Source organism: Aeromonas rivipollensis, assembly GCF_037811135.1.
GTDB classification, from domain to species: Bacteria; Pseudomonadota; Gammaproteobacteria; order Enterobacterales; family Aeromonadaceae; genus Aeromonas; species Aeromonas rivipollensis.
Window position 1 is genome coordinate 1,114,393 of record NZ_CP149130.1, and the last position, 18,615, is coordinate 1,133,007.

At 61.8% G+C, this 18,615-nt stretch carries 17 protein-coding genes; 10 read left to right on the top strand and 7 right to left on the bottom strand.

The genetic code is table 11. The annotated features are described in order from the left end of the window. The first annotated feature begins 3 nt into the window (after positions 1-3). From nqrE to nqrM, 4 genes are all read left to right on the top strand, one after another. Positions 4-600: an NADH:ubiquinone reductase (Na(+)-transporting) subunit E gene (nqrE, locus tag WIR04_RS05205; RefSeq protein ID WP_005330713.1), complete on the top strand. Its 597-nt coding sequence runs from the start codon at positions 4-6 to the stop codon at positions 598-600. A gap of 17 nt (positions 601-617) precedes the next feature. Next, a complete protein-coding gene (gene nqrF, locus WIR04_RS05210; RefSeq protein WP_025327948.1) occupies positions 618-1,841 on the top strand; it encodes an NADH:ubiquinone reductase (Na(+)-transporting) subunit F in 1,224 nt (407 codons plus the stop codon). A 3-nt stretch (positions 1,842-1,844) separates the two neighbouring features. Next, complete coding sequence (locus WIR04_RS05215; RefSeq protein WP_338891013.1) at positions 1,845-2,888, top strand: FAD:protein FMN transferase; 1,044 nt, start codon at positions 1,845-1,847, stop codon at positions 2,886-2,888. Positions 2,889-2,990: 102 nt separating this feature from the next. Then, positions 2,991-3,215, top strand: a complete 225-nt coding sequence (gene nqrM / locus WIR04_RS05220; protein ID WP_005330718.1) for a (Na+)-NQR maturation NqrM — start codon at positions 2,991-2,993, stop codon at positions 3,213-3,215. 71 nt (positions 3,216-3,286) lie between these two features. Here the strand turns inward: nqrM and WIR04_RS05225 are convergent, their stop codons facing one another. Beyond that, positions 3,287-3,499, bottom strand: a complete 213-nt coding sequence (locus tag WIR04_RS05225) for a hypothetical protein (RefSeq protein ID WP_005330720.1) — start codon at positions 3,497-3,499, stop codon at positions 3,287-3,289. 199 nt (positions 3,500-3,698) lie between these two features. Here WIR04_RS05225 and dinB point away from each other — a divergent pair, with 199 nt between their 5' ends. The 6 genes from dinB (at position 3,699) to rlmM (ending at position 10,308) form a co-directional block, all read left to right on the top strand. Then, complete coding sequence (dinB, locus tag WIR04_RS05230) at positions 3,699-4,751, top strand: DNA polymerase IV (RefSeq protein ID WP_338891016.1); 1,053 nt, start codon at positions 3,699-3,701, stop codon at positions 4,749-4,751. A 67-nt stretch (positions 4,752-4,818) separates the two neighbouring features. Further along, on the top strand, positions 4,819-6,954 hold the full coding sequence (locus tag WIR04_RS05235; RefSeq protein WP_338891018.1) for a methyl-accepting chemotaxis protein: 2,136 nt from the start codon (positions 4,819-4,821) through the stop codon (positions 6,952-6,954). Positions 6,955-7,236: 282 nt separating this feature from the next. Next, positions 7,237-8,157, top strand: coding sequence for a transcriptional regulator GcvA (locus WIR04_RS05240; protein WP_025327944.1), 921 nt, complete (start codon positions 7,237-7,239; stop codon positions 8,155-8,157). 4 nt (positions 8,158-8,161) lie between these two features. Next, a complete protein-coding gene (locus WIR04_RS05245) occupies positions 8,162-8,800 on the top strand; it encodes an alpha/beta family hydrolase (protein WP_338891021.1) in 639 nt (212 codons plus the stop codon). A 34-nt stretch (positions 8,801-8,834) separates the two neighbouring features. After that, positions 8,835-9,221, top strand: coding sequence for a DUF423 domain-containing protein (locus tag WIR04_RS05250; RefSeq protein WP_307764101.1), 387 nt, complete (start codon positions 8,835-8,837; stop codon positions 9,219-9,221). Continuing rightward, positions 9,214-10,308, top strand: a complete 1,095-nt coding sequence (rlmM, locus tag WIR04_RS05255) for a 23S rRNA (cytidine(2498)-2'-O)-methyltransferase RlmM (RefSeq protein ID WP_025327941.1) — start codon at positions 9,214-9,216, stop codon at positions 10,306-10,308. The genes WIR04_RS05250 and rlmM overlap by 8 nt, the downstream gene beginning before the upstream one ends. Before the next feature lie 81 nt (positions 10,309-10,389). Here rlmM and WIR04_RS05260 read toward each other — a convergent pair whose 3' ends face one another. From WIR04_RS05260 to WIR04_RS05285, 6 genes are all read right to left on the bottom strand, one after another. Continuing rightward, positions 10,390-10,833 carry a hypothetical protein gene (locus WIR04_RS05260; protein ID WP_338891025.1) on the bottom strand — a complete coding sequence of 148 codons (444 nt, stop codon included), beginning with the start codon at positions 10,831-10,833 and terminating at the stop codon, positions 10,390-10,392. A 119-nt stretch (positions 10,834-10,952) separates the two neighbouring features. Next, positions 10,953-11,960: an isocitrate dehydrogenase gene (locus WIR04_RS05265; RefSeq protein WP_025327939.1), complete on the bottom strand. Its 1,008-nt coding sequence runs from the start codon at positions 11,958-11,960 to the stop codon at positions 10,953-10,955. 142 nt (positions 11,961-12,102) lie between these two features. Next, positions 12,103-12,912, bottom strand: coding sequence for a flap endonuclease Xni (gene xni / locus WIR04_RS05270; RefSeq protein WP_338891029.1), 810 nt, complete (start codon positions 12,910-12,912; stop codon positions 12,103-12,105). A 130-nt stretch (positions 12,913-13,042) separates the two neighbouring features. Continuing rightward, positions 13,043-14,398, bottom strand: a complete 1,356-nt coding sequence (gene ppnN / locus WIR04_RS05275) for a nucleotide 5'-monophosphate nucleosidase PpnN (protein ID WP_338891031.1) — start codon at positions 14,396-14,398, stop codon at positions 13,043-13,045. A 158-nt stretch (positions 14,399-14,556) separates the two neighbouring features. Then, positions 14,557-16,152 carry a GGDEF domain-containing protein gene (locus WIR04_RS05280; RefSeq protein ID WP_338891034.1) on the bottom strand — a complete coding sequence of 532 codons (1,596 nt, stop codon included), beginning with the start codon at positions 16,150-16,152 and terminating at the stop codon, positions 14,557-14,559. 85 nt (positions 16,153-16,237) lie between these two features. Further along, positions 16,238-18,508, bottom strand: a complete 2,271-nt coding sequence (locus tag WIR04_RS05285; protein ID WP_338891036.1) for a hypothetical protein — start codon at positions 18,506-18,508, stop codon at positions 16,238-16,240. Positions 18,509-18,615: the final 107 nt, after the last annotated feature.

The window sequence follows — 18,615 nt, forward strand, 5'->3', positions numbered from 1 at the left end:
GGTATGGAACACTATCTGAGTCTGTTGATTCGTTCGATCTTCATCGAAAACCTGGCGCTCTCCTTCTTCCTGGGGATGTGTACCTTCCTGGCGGTGTCCAAGAAGGTCAAGACCGCCATGGGTCTGGGTATTGCCGTTATCGTGGTTCAGACCGTTGCCGTTCCGGCCAACAACCTGATCTACAACTACGTGCTCAAAGACGGTGCCCTGGTCTCCGGCCTGGATCTCAGCTTCCTGAGCTTCATCACCTTCATCGGGGTGATCGCGGCCCTGGTGCAGATCCTGGAGATGGCGCTGGACAAGTACTTCCCGGCGCTCTACAACGCCCTCGGCATCTTCCTGCCGCTCATCACGGTGAACTGCGCCATCTTCGGCGGCGTCTCCTTCATGGTGCAGCGTGACTACAACTTCGTGGAGTCTGTGGTCTATGGCGTGGGGTCGGGTGCAGGCTGGATGCTGGCCATAGTCGCGATGGCAGGGATCCGCGAGAAGATGAAGTACTCCGATGTTCCGGAAGGCCTGCGTGGCCTCGGCATCACCTTCATCACCGCGGGTCTGATGGCACTGGGCTTCATGTCCTTCTCTGGTATTTCCCTGTAATCGGAAAGGAAATATAGATGGAAATTATTCTGGGTGTGGTCATGTTCACCGTGATCCTGCTGGCCTTGGTGGCAGTCATTCTGTTCGCCAAGTCCAAGCTGGTGACCGCAGGTGACGTGACAATCAGCATCAACGGCGACCCGGCCAAGGCTGTCACCAGCCCGGCGGGTGGCAAGCTGCTCGGCGTGTTGGCCGGCAGCGGTATCTTCGTCTCCTCCGCCTGTGGCGGCGGCGGCTCCTGTGGTCAGTGCAAGGTGCGAGTGAAAGCCGGCGGCGGCGACATATTGCCGACCGAGCTGGATCACATCAGCAAGGGCGAAGCCCGTCATGGCGAGCGTCTGGCCTGTCAGGTCACAGTCCGTTCCGACATGGACATCGAGCTGCCGGAAGAGATCTTCGGCGTGAAGAAGTGGGACTGTACCGTCATCTCCAATGACAACAAGGCCACCTTCATCAAGGAGCTCAAGCTGCAGATCCCCGATGGGGAGAGCGTGCCGTTCCGCGCCGGTGGTTATATCCAGATCGAAGCCCCTGCCCACCACGTGCAGTACAAGAACTTCGACATTCCCGAGGAGTATCGCGGGGACTGGGATCGCTTCAAGATCTTCGAGCTGGAGTCCAAGGTCAACGAGCCGATCATCCGCGCCTACTCCATGGCGAACTATCCGGAAGAGTTCGGCATCATCATGCTGAACGTACGGATCGCGACCCCGCCGCCCAGCAACTGGACTGCGCCTCCCGGCCAGATGTCCTCCTACATCTTCAGCCTCAAGGCTGGTGACAAGGTGACCATCTCGGGTCCGTTCGGCGAGTTCTTCGCCAAGGACACCGACGCCGAAATGGTGTTCATCGGTGGTGGTGCCGGCATGGCGCCGATGCGTTCCCACATCTTCGACCAGCTGCGTCGCCTGAAGTCCAAGCGCAAGATGAGCTTCTGGTACGGTGCCCGTTCCAAGCGCGAGATGTTCTATGTCGAGGACTTCGACATGCTGGCCGCCGAGAACGACAACTTCCAGTGGCACGTCGCCCTGTCGGATCCGCAACCGGAAGACAACTGGGATGGCTACACCGGCTTCATCCACAACGTCTTGTTCGAGAACTACCTCAAGAACCACGAGGCACCGGAAGACTGCGAGTTCTACATGTGTGGACCTCCCGTCATGAACGCTGCCGTCATCAACATGCTGAAAAACCTCGGCGTTGAAGACGAGAACATCCTCCTGGATGACTTTGGTGGTTAATCCATGCACAGTGTTGTAAAGACCTGGCTAGCCTTCGGGCTAGCCTTTTTCTTGACTGGGTGCGGTCAGGAATCGGTCCAATCGAAGCCGGAGATCCACATCACCGGCAGCACCATGGGCACCTACTACTCCATCAAGGTGGCGGATGCCGCCGTCACGGATGCCGCCAAGCTTCAGGCCGAGGTGGATGTCCTGCTGGAACGGGTCAACGATCAGATGTCCACTTACCGCCCGGATTCCGAGCTGTCGCGCTTCAACCAGCACAAGGGCAATACCCCGCTGGTGGTCTCCCGTGACACGGCCCGGGTGGTGACCGAGGCCATTCACATTGGCCGCGAGAGCCGCGGGGCGCTGGACGTCACCGTGGGCCCCCTGGTCAATCTGTGGGGCTTTGGGCCGGATGCCAAACCGACCAAGGTGCCATCCGACGAGCAGATCACCCAGACCCGGCAGAAGACGGGCCTCGGCAATCTGCATGTGGTAACCTCGGTCGACGCCGACACCCTGCAAAAGGACATCCCGGATCTCTACGTGGATCTCTCCGCCATCGCCAAGGGCTTCGGGGTGGACAAGGTGGCCGAGTACCTGGAGTCCCTGGGGGCGCGCAACTACCTGGTGGAGATCGGCGGCGAGCTGCGGATCAATGGCGTCAACGGCAAGGGTCATCCCTGGCGTGTCGCCATCGAGAAGCCGACCGCCAATGCCGGCTCGGTGCAGGAAGTGATAGTGCCAGGGGACAACGGCGTCGCCACCTCGGGGGACTATCGCAACTACTACGAGCTGGATGGCAAGCGCGTCTCCCACACCATAGATCCGCTGACGGGCAAGCCCATCACCCATCGCATGGTGTCGGTGACAGTGATCCACCCCTCCTGCATGACGGCAGACGGGCTGGCCACGGCGCTGACCGTCATGGGTACGCAGAAGAGCCTGGCCTATGCCAAGGAGCGGGGTCTGGCCATCTTCGTCATCACCAAGACGGACGAGGGCTTCGAGGAGGCTTACTCGGATGCCTTCAAGCCCTACCTGGCCAAGCAGCCCGGCTAACAGTACAGGTAGCGCCATCACTCATCGGGATGGCGCTGCCTGAGAATCTTGTCGCCGGATGCCGTTGAGCCGTATCTGGTTAAACAGTAAAGGGGTAATACCATGCAGATCTTTCTGATCACCTTCGGGGTGTTTCTGGTGGTGGTGGTGGCTATGGCCATCGGCTACATCTTCCAGAAGAAGACCATCTCCGGCTCCTGTGGCGGCCTTGGCACCATAGGGATCGAGAAGGAGTGTGACTGCCCGGAGCCCTGCGACAATCGCAAGAAGAAGATGGCCAAGGAAGAGGCCCGTCGCAAGATGCTGGTGGACAACCGCATCCTCTGAGGGCGAGCCCCTGTGCGGGGGCATCGAATCCACGCGAGCCGACCCTGGGTCGGCTCGCGTTTTCATGGCGCTCAGTAATCGTATTTGTGGCAGGATTTCTTGCTAAATTCCGCTTTCCTCTGCGCCAGCTCCTCCCTGGTGCCCAGCTCGTCCCCCTGCTTGATGGCCTTCTCCAGTATCTCTATGCGCTCAAACAGCCAGCTGCACTCGGCGGTCGGATGGTCCTTGGTCATGCCCGTCAGCGGCAACAGCAGCAGGCAGAGTCCCGGCCAGATCGCTCTCATCTCTCCTCCTTGAGTCTGATGTGGATGGTGCCTTGAGAGTCTATCCGTCCGTCGCCTTCCGTGCGCTGGCAGAAATGACAGGGCTGGGGTAGCATGGGGTCTTGACTGGTTATTCATACAGTGGTGTTGCCGCCTCGTCACCACAGCGGCGGGTGCACCCAACCACGCGGCAGGCGCCGACGGCTCAACAGACTCTGGCATGCGCAAGATCATTCACATCGACATGGACTGCTTCTTCGCCGCGGTGGAGATGCGGGACAACCCGGCCCTGCGGGAGGTGCCGCTGGCCATCGGCGGCTCGGCCGACCGGCGCGGCGTCATCTCCACCTGCAACTATGTGGCGCGCCGCTTCGGGGTGCGCTCCGCCATGCCGAGCGCCCTGGCCAGGAAGCTCTGCCCGCCGCTGGTGCTGCTGCCGGGCCGGATGGCCGTCTACAAGGAGACCTCCCGCCAGTTGCAGGCCATCTTCCTGCGCTACACCGACAGGGTGGAGCCGCTCTCACTGGATGAGGCCTACCTCGATGTCACGGACAGCCCCCACTGCGGCGGCAGCGCCACCCTGATGGCGGCCGAGATCCGCGCCGCCATCGCCCGCGAACTGGGGCTGACCGCCTCGGCCGGGGTGGCGCCGAACAAGTTTCTGGCCAAGCTCGCCTCCGAGCAACGCAAGCCGGACGGGCTGTTCGTGATAAGGCCCCGGGAGGTGGACGAGTTCGTGCGCCAGCTGCCGCTTGGCAAGCTACCCGGCATAGGCCGCAAGACGGCCCAGCGGCTGGAGTCCCTCGGGCTCTACTCCTGCGAGGATGCGCGCCAGCTCGGCAACGAGGAGCTGGTGAGCCGCTTCGGCAAGCTGGGGGAGATGCTCGCCGGTCGCATCTGGGGGCACGATGAGCAGCCGGTGCAAGCCCAGCGGACCCGCAAGACCATAGGGGTGGAGACGACCCTGGCCAGCGACGTGCTGGATGAAGCCGCCTGTTGGGAGGTGCTCAGCCGGCTCATTCCCGAGCTGGAGCTGCGCTTTGCCAGGGCCTGCCCTGCGGAGGCGCTGATGGGGCAGGGGATCAAGCTGAAGTTTGCCGATTTTCAGCAGACCACCGTCTATCGCAAGGGGAGCTACCAGGCGACCCGTTTCCACGATCTGCTGCACGAGGGGCTGCAACGGGCTCAAGGAAAACCCATCCGCCTGCTCGGTCTGGTGGTCGGCCTGCCAGGGGCCGGGGAAATCAATCAACTGAGCCTGGATCTCAGCTGATTTAGTTAAGTTTTTGTGTCCAAAACCGATACAGTGTTCACATCTGTAGACGTTAGGAAATCGTGGCATGAGTTCTCTTTCTGTTCAGGGACGGATCACCCTGATCGCCGGTTGTTGCCTGTTGGCCAGTGCCGCCGCACTGGTCGCCTCTTCCCTCTTCAATGCGGCCCGTATGCAGGAGCAGGTGCTCACCTCCACCACCCTGGAGGGGCAGCACGCGGCAGAAAACTGGATGAAGGCCATGGGGTCCACCCAGGCGGCCAGAGTGACCAGCTACCTCGACGAGGCCTATTTCAGGGCCACCCTGCTGGCGGAGGGCATTTTGTTCCAGCGCAAGAATGCGGCCGACAACTTCGTTCACTCCGAGGCGCTGCGCAATGCCGTGAACCAGCAGTTGCAGGACGCGGCAGAATCCTCCGCCAACCTGCTTGGGGTCTATGCGGTATTCGAACCCAACCAGCTCGACGGCGAAGACGCCAACTATCAGGGCTCGACCGCGCTCGGGGCCAACGACAAGGGGCGCTTCTCCAGCTACTGGGCCAGAGTCGACGGCAAGGTGACCCTGGAGGTGATGGACGAGGCGCTGCTGGCCAACGACAAGCCGTCCGGGCACGGTGGCCTGGAGAATGACTGGTACAGCTGCAGCATTCGCAGCCGTGCCCTCTGCCTGCTCGATCCCTATGTGGACGAGGTGGGCACCCGGCAGGTGCTGATGACCTCGGTAACGGCCCCCTTGCTGGATCAGGGGGCCCTGCTCGGCATGGTCGGGGTCGACATCTCGCTGGCCACCTTGCAAAACCTGGTGGAGGAGATGGACAAGACGCTCTATGAGGGGCAGGGCAAGGTGCTGCTGCTCAGTCACGAGGGCCGGGTGGCCGGGGTCGAAGGGTTCAAGGTCGCCCTTGGGGATACCCTGGATCAGCAGGGGCTGTCGGCGGATCTCAACGGCTGGCTCGCCAAGGGGGAGGTGGTCACGCGCTGGAGCCCGGATGGTGCCCTGCTGCAGACCTTCGTGCCGGTCAGCATGCGCGGGACGGATCGCCAGTGGGGCATCTATATCGAGCTGCCCCGCGCCGTGGTGCTCGCCTCTGCCCTGCAACTCCAGGATGAGCTCGAGACTCAGTCCCAGCGCAGCGTCGCCACCCAGCTGTTGATCGGCGGGGCCATCTCGGCCCTTGCTCTGCTCTGCATCTGGCTGATGGCTCAGCGCATCGTCGCCCCCATTCGCACCGTGGTGGCCCGCCTCAAGGACATCGCCAGCGGCGAGGGGGATCTGACTCAGCGCATCGACCTGCGCCGTGATGACGAGATCGGCGAGCTGGCGAAGTGGTTCAACAACTTCCTGGACAAGCTGCAGTCCACCATCAGCCAGGTGATCGATACGGTGGCCGGTACCCGGGCCAGCGCGGCGCTGGCGGCGCAGGGGGCCGAGCGCACCAGTGCCGGCATGCAGTCCCAGTATCAGGAGGTGGATCTGGTGGCGACGGCGTTCGAGGAGCTGAGCGCCACCGCCCTGCAGGTCGCGGGCAATGCCAGCTCGGCGGTGAGCGCGGCCAACCAGGCGGACATGGCGGCGCAGGAGGGCAAGTCCGTGGTTGCCGATACCCAGCAGGCCATGTCCAGGCTGATGGCGGTGATCAGCGACGCCAAACCGGTGGTGGAGCGGCTGGCCGCCAACAGCGACAACATCAACGACATCCTCATCGTGATCCAGGGGATAGCCGAACAGACCAACCTGCTGGCGCTCAATGCCGCCATAGAGGCGGCGCGGGCCGGTGAACAGGGTCGCGGCTTCGCCGTGGTGGCCGACGAGGTGCGCAACCTGGCCGGTCGTACCCAGAATGCCATCGTCGAGATCCAGAACCTGATAGGCCAGTTGCAGTCGGGCACAGAGGCGGTGGTCAAGGCGATCATGACGGGTCACAGCCAGGCGGATCTGACCCTCGGCAAGGTGGAGCTGTCGGTCAGCGTGCTGGAGCAGATCATCCATGCGGTGGCCACCATCCATCAGATGAACGAGCAGATAGCCAGGGCTGCGCAGGAGCAGAGCGGGGTGGCGGACGAGATCAACCGCAACGTCAGCAACATCCGCGACGTGAGCCACAACATCAGGGCCGAGGCGGCCACCTCTGCCGACAACGGACGGGAGCTGTCGCAACTGGCGGACAAGCAGCAGCAACTGGTGGGACAGTTCAGGGTATAGAGATAAGAAAAAAGGCGCCATCCAACCGGAGGCGCCAAACACATTCAGATGACAGACTGGGTTAAATCGCATCGATTTAGCCCTTCTTCCCGCAGAGGAAGAAACACAACACCACAATCGCTGTCGGCCCACTCACAAAAACCACATGTAAACCAACATGGAAGAGAAGGTGTGAGCCATATGGCAACGGATTGCGTGGCGAATTATGTTTATTCACTGGTCGACCCGCAACCGACAATTTATAATGCGCCCCATTAGAAAAACTCATCGTCGGCTGGTGTCATGTCTCGTCGTTTACCCCCGCTCAATGCCCTGAAAGCATTCGAAGCAGCGGCTCGCCACTTAAGCTTTACCCGCGCAGCAGAAGAGTTGTTTGTGACTCAGGCCGCCATCAGCCACCAGATCAAGGCGCTGGAGGAGTACCTCGGCATCAAGCTGTTCCGTCGCAAGAACCGCTCCCTGCTGCTGACCGAGGAGGGGCAGAGCTACTTCCTCGACATCAAGGACATCTTCGCCTCCATCTCCGAGGCCACCGACAAGTTGCTGGCCCGCAGCGCCAAGGGGGCGCTCACCGTCTCCCTGCAGCCGAGTTTCGCCATCCAGTGGCTGGTACCCAGGCTGGTGAAGTTCAGCGAGCGCCACCCCGACATCGATGTGCGGATCAAGGCGGTGGACATGGACGAGGGATCCCTGACCGACGATGTGGACGTGGCTATCTACTACGGCCGTGGCAACTGGCCCGGGCTGCGCTCGGACAAGCTGCACACCGAGTACCTGATCCCGGTCTGCTCCCCCCTGCTGCTGACCGGCCCCAAGCCCCTGCGCACCCCGGAGGATCTGACCAGGCACACCCTGCTGCACGACACCTCCCGGCGCGACTGGAAGGCCTGGTTCCGCCAGCTCGACATCGACGCCCCCAACGTTAACCAGGGGCCCATCTTCAGCCACTCCACCATGGTGATCCAGGCGGCGATCCACGGTCAGGGGGTGGCGCTCGGTCACAGCGTGCTGGCCCAACCCGAGATTGAGGCGGGTCGCCTCATCTGCCCGTTCGAGCAGGTGTTGGTGAGCAAGAATGCCTTCTACCTGGTGTGCCAGGAGCAGCAGTCCGATCAGGGCAAGATAGTGGCCTTCCGCGATTGGATGCTGGAGCTGGTGGAGCAGGAGGAGGCCCGTCGCCGGGCCCGTCTCGCCGATGGTTGAGGGGATGGATGTGACAAGAGAGGGGGCGAGCGACGCCCCCGTTCGCATTCTGCTGGCCCACGGCGCGGGCGCCGGCATGGATCATGGGTTTCTCGCCGAGCTGTCGCGGCTGCTGGCGGGGGCGGATATCGAGGTGGTGCGCTTCAACTTCCCCTACATGAGCAAACGGGCCCAGGACGGCAAGCGCAGGCCGCCGGACCGGCAACCCGTGCTGCTCGCCCACTGGCGCGAGATGGTGCGCGCGTTTGCCCACCCCCGGTTGTTCCTGGCGGGCAAGTCCATGGGGGGGCGGATGGCGGCCGAGCTCTATCATGACGGGGGCGACGAGATGAATGCTGCAGGATTGCTCATTCTCGGGTATCCTTTCCACCCCCCGGCCAGCCCCGATCGCTGGCGGGGTGACGTGCTCAAGCAGATCACGACGCCGACCCTGCTGCTGCAGGGGGAGCGCGACACCTTTGGCTCTCGCGCCGAGCTGGCCGATTTCCCCTTCTCCCCCGCCGTATCGGTCCACTGGCTGACCGATGGGGATCATGGCTTCAAGCCGAGGAAGGCCAGCGGCCTGAGCGAGCAGGAGAACCTGCGACAGGCTGTGGAGCGGATCAAGGGGTTTATCGCGGCGACCCCGTCCCGGTGTGCCTGAAGGGATGGCCGCGCGCAGAGAACGAGGAGAGAGGATGCAAGTCCATCGACATTGGCTGGTGCTGGCGGGTGGTTTCGGCCTGACGGCCACCATGCTGGGAGCCTATGGGGCTCACGGGCTGGCGGCGACCGGCATAGCCCCTTCACTGCTGGCGGCGTTCAACACCGCCGTGCAGTATCAGTTTTTTCACGCCCTGGCCCTGCTGGTGCTGGGGTGGTGCGGCGTGCGCAGCAAGGTGATTACCTTTGCTGGCACCGCCTTTGTGCTGGGGATCCTGGGATTCTCCGGCAGTATTTACGCCATGGTGCTGCTTGGCAGCAAGGGGCTGGGGCTCATCACCCCGGCCGGTGGCCTCTGTTTTATGTTGGGATGGGCGGCTCTGATATGGGCCGGCTGTCGTCTTGGAGGAAAAAATGAATAATCTGCTGCTTTATTGCCGCCCGGGTTTTGAGAAAGAGGCGGCGGCAGAGATCACCGAACGAGCCAGCAACATGCAGTGCTACGGCTTCGCCCGGGTCAAGGACGACAGCGGTTACGTGATTTTCGAGCTGTATGACGAGGAGCAGGCGGATCTGCTGGCCCGCAAGCTGCCGTTCCGTGAGCTCATCTTCATCCGCCAGATGCTGGTGGTGACCCATGAGCTGAAGGATCTGGACCTTTCCGATCGGGTTTCCCCCATCATAGAGGCGACCCGTGACTATGCCATCTGTGGCGATCTGCGGGTGGAAACGGCCGACACCAACGAGGCGAAGGAGCTCTCTGCCTTCTGCCGCAAGTTCACGGTGCCGCTGCGCCAGGCGCTGCGCGGCAACGAGATCCTGACCAAGAAGGAGACGCCGCACCGTCCGGTGTTCCACGCCTTCTTCATGGCCAATGATCACCTGTTGCTGGGCTACTCCTACTCCTTCAACAACTCCGAATTCCACATGGGCATTCCGCGCCTGCGCTGCCCGCCGGACGCCCCGAGTCGTTCCAGCCTCAAGCTGGAAGAGGCCTTCTATGTGTTCGTGCCGCGGGAAGAGTGGGAGCTGCGTCTCACCTCCGGCATGAAGGCCGTCGATCTGGGCGCATGCCCGGGCGGCTGGACCTATCAGCTGGTGCGCCGTGGCATGATGGTGACCGCGGTGGACAACGGCTCCATGGCCCAGTCCCTGATGGATACCGGTCAGGTCAAACACATTCGCGACGATGGTTTCGTCTGGCGGCCCGGCAAGAAGAACACCTACTGGCTGGTGTGCGACATGGTGGACAAGCCGGCGCGGGTGGTCCACATGATTGCCGACTGGTTCCGCGAGAACGACTGCCAGGAGGCCATGTTCAACCTCAAGCTGCCGATGAAGAAGCGTTATGCCGAGGCGGTGCACAACATAGAGGTGCTGCGGGAGATGCTCAAGGAGATCGACAATGCGTTCGTGATCCAGGCAAAGCAGCTCTACCACGATCGCGAAGAGATCACCGTGCACGTCTACAACAAGTTCTGGGTCTCCAAGCTCGAACCCAAGTCCTGAGCAGGGCACCCGCGTCACCCGGTGTGACGCCAAATAAAAACCGGACGGCTGACCCCGTCCGGTTTTTTGCTTTCTGATGCATCAGAAACGGTAGTCGAAGCGCATCATGGACTCGTCATCGGTGATCTTGAGCTCGATCTGGAGGGGAATGGTCTTGTCGGTGGGATTGAACTGCATCTTGACGCCGTCCCCCCGGAGCTTGACCGAGGTGTGGATGCCACCGGCGTTGAACTTGATCCTGGGTTTGTGCTTCTCGAAGGAGAGGCTCACGCTCTTCTCGGCCGTCAGGTTCAGTTTCTGGTAGGGCGTGACCCGCTGGGTGCCGTTGCTGTCGGTCATGATGTCCACGCCGAGGGAGAGCGGCTTGGGGCTCTTGAGCAGATCGTTGGTGTCTATGGTGGACTGCCAGGTCTGCTTGGCCGGCGGCGTGTGCTGAGGGGGCGGTGTCAACCAGGCGTTGTCGATGGGCCTGTCTAGTGCCATGGTACTGCTGCTGAAGATCAGCAAGATGAAAGTAGCACGCATGATGGATCTCCTTATCCCTCTTATGAACATAGTATTCATCCGACAAGGGAGATAGGGGGATCAGGTATAAAACGAAGGGAGCCTAAGCTCCCTTTTTAAATCAATCAGTTAGATATGATTTATAGACGGTCTATGATGGCCTGGGTGAATTCGCTGGTGGAGGCCGTGCCCCCCAGATCCCGGGTCACCCGATCGCCGGACTCGATGGTCGCCCGCACAGCCTCGCGGATGCGTTCGGCCTTGTCCTGCATGCCCAGGTACTCCAGCATCTGGATGGAGGCGAGGATCACCGAGGTCGGGTTGGCGATGTTCTTGCCGGCGATGTCCGGCGCAGAGCCGTGCACCGCTTCGAAGATGGCGGCGCCCTCACCTATGTTGGCACCGGGGGCCATCCCCAGACCACCGACCAGACCGGCGCAGAGATCCGAGAGGATGTCGCCGAACAGGTTGGTGGTGACCATGACATCGAACCGCTCCGGGTACATCACCAGGTTCATGCAGGCGGCGTCGACTATCATCTCTTCGTTCTGGATATCCGGATAGCGGGCGGCCACCTCGCGCGCCACTTCCAGGAACAGGCCCGAGGTGGACTTGAGGATGTTGGCCTTGTGGATGATGGTGACCTTCTTGCGCCCTTCCTGGCGCGCCAGCTCGAAGGCGAAGGTGACGATGCGCTCAGCACCGTCGCGGGTGATGATGCTCATCGCCTCGGCGCTCTGGTTGTCATCGCTGCGCTTCTGGCCGGCACCCGAGTACATGCCCTCGGTATTTTCACGCACCGTGATGATGTCGATGTTGTCGTAACGGCTCCTGGTGCCCTTGAAGGAGATCACCGGGCGCACGTTGGCGTAGAGGTTGAACTTCTTGCGCAGGGAGACGTTGATGGAGGTGAAGCCGCCACCGACAGGGGTGGTGAGGGGGCCCTTCAGGCTGACCTTGTTCTTCTCAATCAAATCGAGGGTGGACTGGGGCAGCAGCTCGCCGTGCTTCTCCAGTGCGACCAGACCGGCATCGGCATAGTCATAGTCAAAATCACAGCCGGCGTGGGTCAGGATCTGGATGGCGGATTCGATGATGCTGGGGCCTATGCCGTCGCCCGGAATGACGGTAATTTTTCTTTTTGACATGAGACGTATCCACTTCTAGGGAACAGAGGGGGAGGATTCGGCGGTTTTATACCATTTTTGCACCACTTCCTCCATGTTTCTTTACATTTTTCCCATTTATGTCAACAGGTACGGCCTGTTTCGGGGAATAGTGTGCCGGGGATCACGCCCCCGAGTCGGGCTCGGGCGGGTAGCGGATCTCCCTCAGGTTGAAGCCGAGGGGGATGTCCCGCTGCAGCCGCACCAGCCGCTGGGCCAGCAGGGCCTCATCCTTGTGCTGGCGCAGCTTGAGCAGAGGCTTGCCGGCGTCTTCCTGCTGGCAGGCGTCCAGCATGGCAACCAGATCGCCATATTGCTGCAGCAGCTGGGTCGCCGTCTTTGGCCCTATGCCCGGCACCCCCTTGATATGGGAGCCGCCGATGCCGGTCAGGGCCCAGAAGTCCACCAGCTGCGCCGGGACGACACCATATTGCTGCTGGACGAAGGCCTCATCCAGCCAGCGCTTGTTGAAGTAGTCGCGGACCCGGATCTGCGGGCTGATGAGCTGGCAGAAGCCCTTGTCGGTGGAGATGATGGTGGCCCTGGCGCCGTGCTGGGCGATCCCGCAGGCCAGGGTGGCGATAAGATCGTCCGCCTCGTCGGTCTGGGAGAGCAGGGCATCCACGCCGCACTCCCAGAAGGCGTCCTGCAGGTCGGCCAGTCCCTCCCTCAGCTCCTGTGGCATGGGAGTGCGCCCCTCCTTGTAGGCCGGATAGATCTCCTTGCGCCAGCTGTGTACCTCGCCGTCAAACACGGCGATGACGTGGGTCGGCTCGCTGGCGGCCAGCAGCTTCTTGCAGGTGTTGATGAGGTTGGCGCGAGTGGCGATCAGGGCCTGGGCCGGGGTCAGCGCCTGCTGGGCCTGCACCGCGTGCAGTCGGCGGATGAGGTTGAGGGCATCGATGATGAGCAGGTGTGGCCTGAGGTGTTGCATGGCAGGGAGCACTCTTGGCGGTCGGGACGGCCCATTGTAACAAGGGATGGGCGCCATGCTAACCCTGCGCCAGGGCCGGGAAGTGAAGGAGGGGCACCGGGCCCCTCCTGTCATCACGGGCACTGCGCCCTTATTTCACGATTTCGTAGCAGGGAATGTACTGGCTGCCCGGCAGCTTCATGCGCTGCTGCCTGACGAAGCTCTCCAGCAGCCTGTCCATCAGGTGCATCAGCTCCTTGTCGCCGTGCAGCTTGAAGGGGCCCTTCTTCTCGATGGCGCGAATGCCCCCTTCCTTGACGTTGCCGGCGACTATGCCGGAGAAGGCGCGCCTCAGGTTGGCCGCCAGCAGCTGGGGCGGCTGGTGGCGGTGCAGATCCAGGCTCGCCATGCTGGCGTGATCCGGCTCGAACGGCAGCTGGAACTCCGGCTCTATGCGCAAGGACCAGTTGAAGGAGTAGGCATCGCCCACCGATTTGCGGTATTCGCGGATCTTCGGCATCGCCTCCTTCATCACCCGCGCCACTTCCGGGGCATCCCCGACAATGATGCGGTAGAGGCTGGTGGCCGGCTCACCCAGGGTGGCCTTGATGAAGTCGTCGATGGCGCGGAAGTAGTCGGCGCTCTCTTTCGGACCCGTCAGTATGATGGGCATGGGCTGCCGCTCGTTGGCCGGGTGCATCATGATGCCGAGCAGATAGAGCAGCTCCTCGGCGGTGCCGACCCCGCCCGGGAAGATGATGATGCCATGGCCAAGACGCACGAAGGCCTCCAGCCGCTTCTCGATGTCCGGCAGTATCACCAGCTCGTTGACGATGGGGTTCGGCGGCTCGGCGGCGATGATGGAGGGCTCGGTGAGGCCGATATAACGGCCGTTGCGCACCCGCTGCTTGGCGTGGCCGACGGCGGCCCCCTTCATGGGACCCTCCATGGCACCCGGTCCGCAGCCGGTGCAGATGTTGAGCTCCCGCAGGCCCAGCTCGTTGCCCACGGCACGGGTGTACTGGTATTCCACCTCGTTGATGGAGTGACCGCCCCAGCAGACCACCAGGTTGGGATCCGCCCCCGGCAGGATCGCCTTGGCGTTGCGCAGTATGGCGAACACCACGTTGGAGATGTGGGTGGAGCTGGTCAGGTTGACCAGGCGGTTGGACTCCAGCTGGGTCGAGACATAGAGGATGTCGCGCAGCACGGAGAACAGGTGCTCCTGAATGCCGCGGATGATCTCGCCATCGACGAAGGCGTGCTCGGGGGCGTTGAACAGCTCGAGTTTGACCCCGCGCTCGCGCCGGATCACATGAATATCGAAGGACTTGAAGCGCTCCAGTATCTCTTTGGAGCTGTCGGTGTGGCTGCCGGAGTTGAGCACCGCCAGCGAACAGTTGCGAAACAGTTGATAGATATCGCTGGAGGCGGTCTGCTTGAGGCGATCCACCTCAAGTTGGGACAGCAGGTCCATGCTGCCCACGGGATTGATGTGTGTAATCATAATTTCCCCTTTCACTCGCTTGTTATCGTTGTGCTTTCCCTGGGGAGAAAACGGGATGCCATGGCATCCCTCGATTTCGATAGTAGAGGCAAGGGGTGGGGCAGGGGAATAGGGGGGCGGTGCGTTTGCCTGTTTTTTAGCCGCAGTTCAACCCGGGTTCAGGCCAGATTGACCTGATCCCGGCCCAGATTCTTGGAGCTGTAGAGTGCCTTGTCGGCGCGCTCGAATGCGTCCGTGGTGTGGTCCCCTTCGCGAAACAGGGTGGCGCCGATGGAGATGGTGATCTCGACTCTGGCGTCTCTGAACCGGAACGGAATGCTCTTGACCGTCTGGCGCAGGTTCTCCAGGGGTTTCTGGTATTTGTCCGGATTGATGTTCGGCAGCAATACCACGAACTCTTCCCCCCCGAAGCGGGCGATGAAGTCGGTATCGCGCAAGGCGTTTTGCAGGGCCTTGGCGACCACCTTCAATGCCTTGTCCCCGGCCATGTGGCCGTAGTTGTCATTGATGTTCTTGAAGTGGTCTATGTCGATGATCGCTAGGCACAGGGGGGTGCCGTAGCGCAGCCAACGCTTGTACTCGAGCTCGAGCCGCTCGTCGAGGGCCGCCCTGTTGTGCACCTGAGTCAGGCTGTCGAGGAACAGCTTGTGCTTCTGGATGGTGAGCCGTTTCTTGTACTCGGCCGTCTCCTCCTTCATCAGTCGCAGCTTGGCTTCCATGTTGGAGAGGTGGGTGAGCAGGTGACGCTCGCGGCTGGCCATGGCCTCCCGCTCCTGCTGCAGGCGGCGTATGGTATCCAGATGGCTGGAGATGGCTCCCTTGAGAGACAGCGGAGAATCATGGGTCGCCATGGTGCGATCGATGGCCGCGAGTTCCCGCTCCAGTGCCTGGCCGCTGAGGTGGGTGGCATTTTGCAGCGCCCGCCCCTCGTCCAGGGACTCGGTAAAGTTGAAATGTACCGCCGAGAGGCTCTCGTTGAGGGAGCTCAGGAAGGCCTGGGAGGATTTACGCTCCTCCCGCGTTCCCTCAATGATGAGCTCGATGATCTGCAGGCAGATCTCCGCCAGCAGGGGCGGGGTGATCCCTCCCAGCAGCTGGCGGCGGATGTCCGCCAGGCTCTCCCCCACGGCGCCGGCAAAGTCGAGCTCGGTGATGAGTCGCTGCAGCTCATCGGAGATCTGGGCGTGGGCCTTGATATCGAAGGAGTCGGTGGGTGCCGGGTTGGAGAGCTCGGTGGCCATCTCCGGGGCGAGCAGCGGCTGGCGTGGCAGCAGCTGGATCTTGATGGCCTGCTGGTAGAACTCCAGCAAGCGGATCACCTTCTTCTGGTGATCGCCTATGCCATAGCCCTCGGGGCTCGCGAGAAACTCCTTGAGGGAGCGACGGGTATCTTCCGGAAAACCTTTCAATGACTTGAGCTGTTTGCTGCCGAGATCGATGGCGGCCCGGGTCAGACTGATGGACTCCTCCATGGCGTGGCCATGTTGCTGCAACAGCTTCTCGATGACGGCGAGATCGGCGTCGAGGGAGGAGAGGGGAGGGTTGCCATCGAGCTTCTGCTTGAGCTTGGCGAGCCGGCTGTCCAGTTCACGATCGTGACCACGGCAGGCCTGCATCAGCTTGCCGATAAACTGGATGCTGCGGGTGCGTTCGGCATCGGAGAACGTGGTCATGCCATCGAGCTCCTGCTGTTTTTGCTGAAGGGATTCCCTGAGTCTTGCCAGTTGTCCAGTTACGGCAGCCATATCATTCATTGTTCAGGTCGCCCTGTTGTCATTATCGTTTTTGTGTCGTCCAGCAACAGTAAGCCAATGAAAGACCCCGTTGAGTACCTTGTTGTTATGGGTTATCCGGCACTTTCGTCCGTGAAAGCAAAAGCCAATTAACCCATTGCTTTTCATGAGAAGAATTTACTTTTACCAGTCCCTTGTCAATTGCCATCAAGCAGCATTGCCACACATCGCCATTAAAAAATGCGGCCTGTTGGCAATCGATGGCCGCCAGTTCCAGCCAGACGCTCTGCTGGTATTTGTCACTGAGTTGCATGGCCCCCGAGAGCGCCAGATAACAGAGATCGAACAGGCCGTGATGATCGAGGGCCATGGCCGCCTTGGGCAGGAAGGGGTGGCTGACGATGCCGAGGCTGATGTGCCTGTCCAGGGGGTATTCGCAGGGGAAGGCGGCCAGGGTATCCAGCAGCTCCTGTGCCAGCTGGTGCAGCTGGGCCACGTGGCGCTGGGGCACCACATAGAGCAGGTGCCCCTCGCGCAGGTCATAGATACGGCCATCCTTGGGGGTCAGCTGATTGATGTAGTGGCCGAAGGCCTGCTCAATCTCGCGGCTGACCTGATATCCATGCCTCTCCAGGCTGTTGACCAGGAAGGGCACCCGAAACAGCAGGTAGTGGAGCTTGTCGTCAAACTCGCTGGTGGGGCGCTCGCTCAGGTACCAGCGATCGGATTTTTGCTGGCGCTTGGCCATCTCGCGAGGCCAGCGGCTCATCAGTCGCTGCCAGTTGGCCAGGCCGCTGCGCGGCTCGATGAGCAGGGCTTCGCCCAGCTGTCTGGCATTGAGTCGGGCGACCCGCAGCTTGAGCCAGAGGGTGAAGAAGAGGTAGATGAACAGGACCAGCAGCAGGCCAGTGCTGACGCTGGTCCAGAGATAGCGCTCCTGCTGATGCTGGCTCTGGTCGAGGCGCTGCTCCAGCTCCTTGACCTGCTGGGCGCGCTCCACCTGGGCGTAGTTGTCGCGGACCGCCTCCTGCTCCAGATCGAGCTGCTGCTGGCGGACCAGCTCGCTGCGCTGGTGATAGTTCTTGTAGCTCTCGAGGGCCTGCTGAAGGTAGCCCTTCTGCTCGTAGGCGATGGCGAGCAGCCGGAAGATTTCAAACTGGCGGCGGATGTCGCCAATCCGGTTGGCCAGGGTCAGGGCATTCTCCAGCTGCAGGATGGCGATGCCCGCCTCCTGTTGCTTGAGGTGCAGCTCCCCCAGCAGCAGCAGGGTGTCGATCAGCGACTCCTTGTCGTCCCCCAGCTCGTGGGACTGGCGCGCCGCATTGAGGTAGTTGCGGGCCAGGGTGAGGTTGCCGGTCTGCAGATAGGTCTTGCCGATCTCGAACTTGAGGTGGGCGATGCGGGTGCGGTTGCTGCTCTCGTCCAGCAGATCCAGGGCGTTGAAGAAGTAGACCAGCGCCATGTTCATTTCCCCCTGATCCCGGTTGAGGCGGGCGAGCACTATCAGGGCGTCGCTGAGCAGGGAGGGGTTGCCGAGGGCATGGAAGTAGTTGGCCGCCTCGTTGGCATACTGGAGCGCTTTTTGCGGCTCCTGCTCCGCCTGATAGAGGCTGATCATCTGGTTCGACAGCAGGCCGAGGAAGAGGGGATCCTGCAGATTCTTGGCCTGCTGCTGGGCGTCGATATACTCCCCGAGGGCGAGCTGGGGCTGCCCGATCGCCTGATAGAGATCCCCTCCCACTGCGCTGACCCAGGCCCTGGCCAGGGGGTTCTTGGCCTGTTCCGCCCACTGGCGCGCCTCTGTCAGCTGGCGCTTGGCCAGATCGAACTGGCGCCCCTCCATGCTGGCGTTGACGTGCAGCAGGCGGCTGTAGACCTGCAGCTGACTCTCTTTGAGGCCGGGGTTGGTCAGCAGCTTGTCCAGCTGTTCGAGCGCCATAGTGCTGGCGCCAGGGGCATGCTCCTGCATCTCCCGGCTGCGGATCTTGAGGTAGAGACCATGGGCCTGCAGCTCGAACTGCTGCTCCTTCTCGGCCATGGCGATGCCCTTGTCGAAGGACTCCTGGGCCGGCTGGCTCTGTCCCAGCTGTTGCAGGCATTCGCCCTGGAGCAGGTAGGCGCCCGTGGTCTGGGTCGCAGTGCCATAGCTCAGGATCGGCTCCCGATAGCCGTATTCCTGACGGTTGCTGATGATTTGCTTGGGGTTATTGGCCGTGCGTTCGAGGAAGGAGGTGGCAATCTGGACACATCTGGCGGGATCGGTCAGCACCAGGGTCTGTGCCTGCTGCAGATCGATAGACAACTGCTCCTTGGCCAGATCCAGATCCGGAGCCGACAGGGAGGACATCATCATTGCCAGAAAAAACAGTTGATTCATTGGATTAAGAACGGCACGCAGGTGCAGGCATGTTATCCAAGCCCACCCCCGCCCGTCCAGAGTTCATTGATGACATGGGTGATGGGCCGGATCCCCCGGGTTGTGGC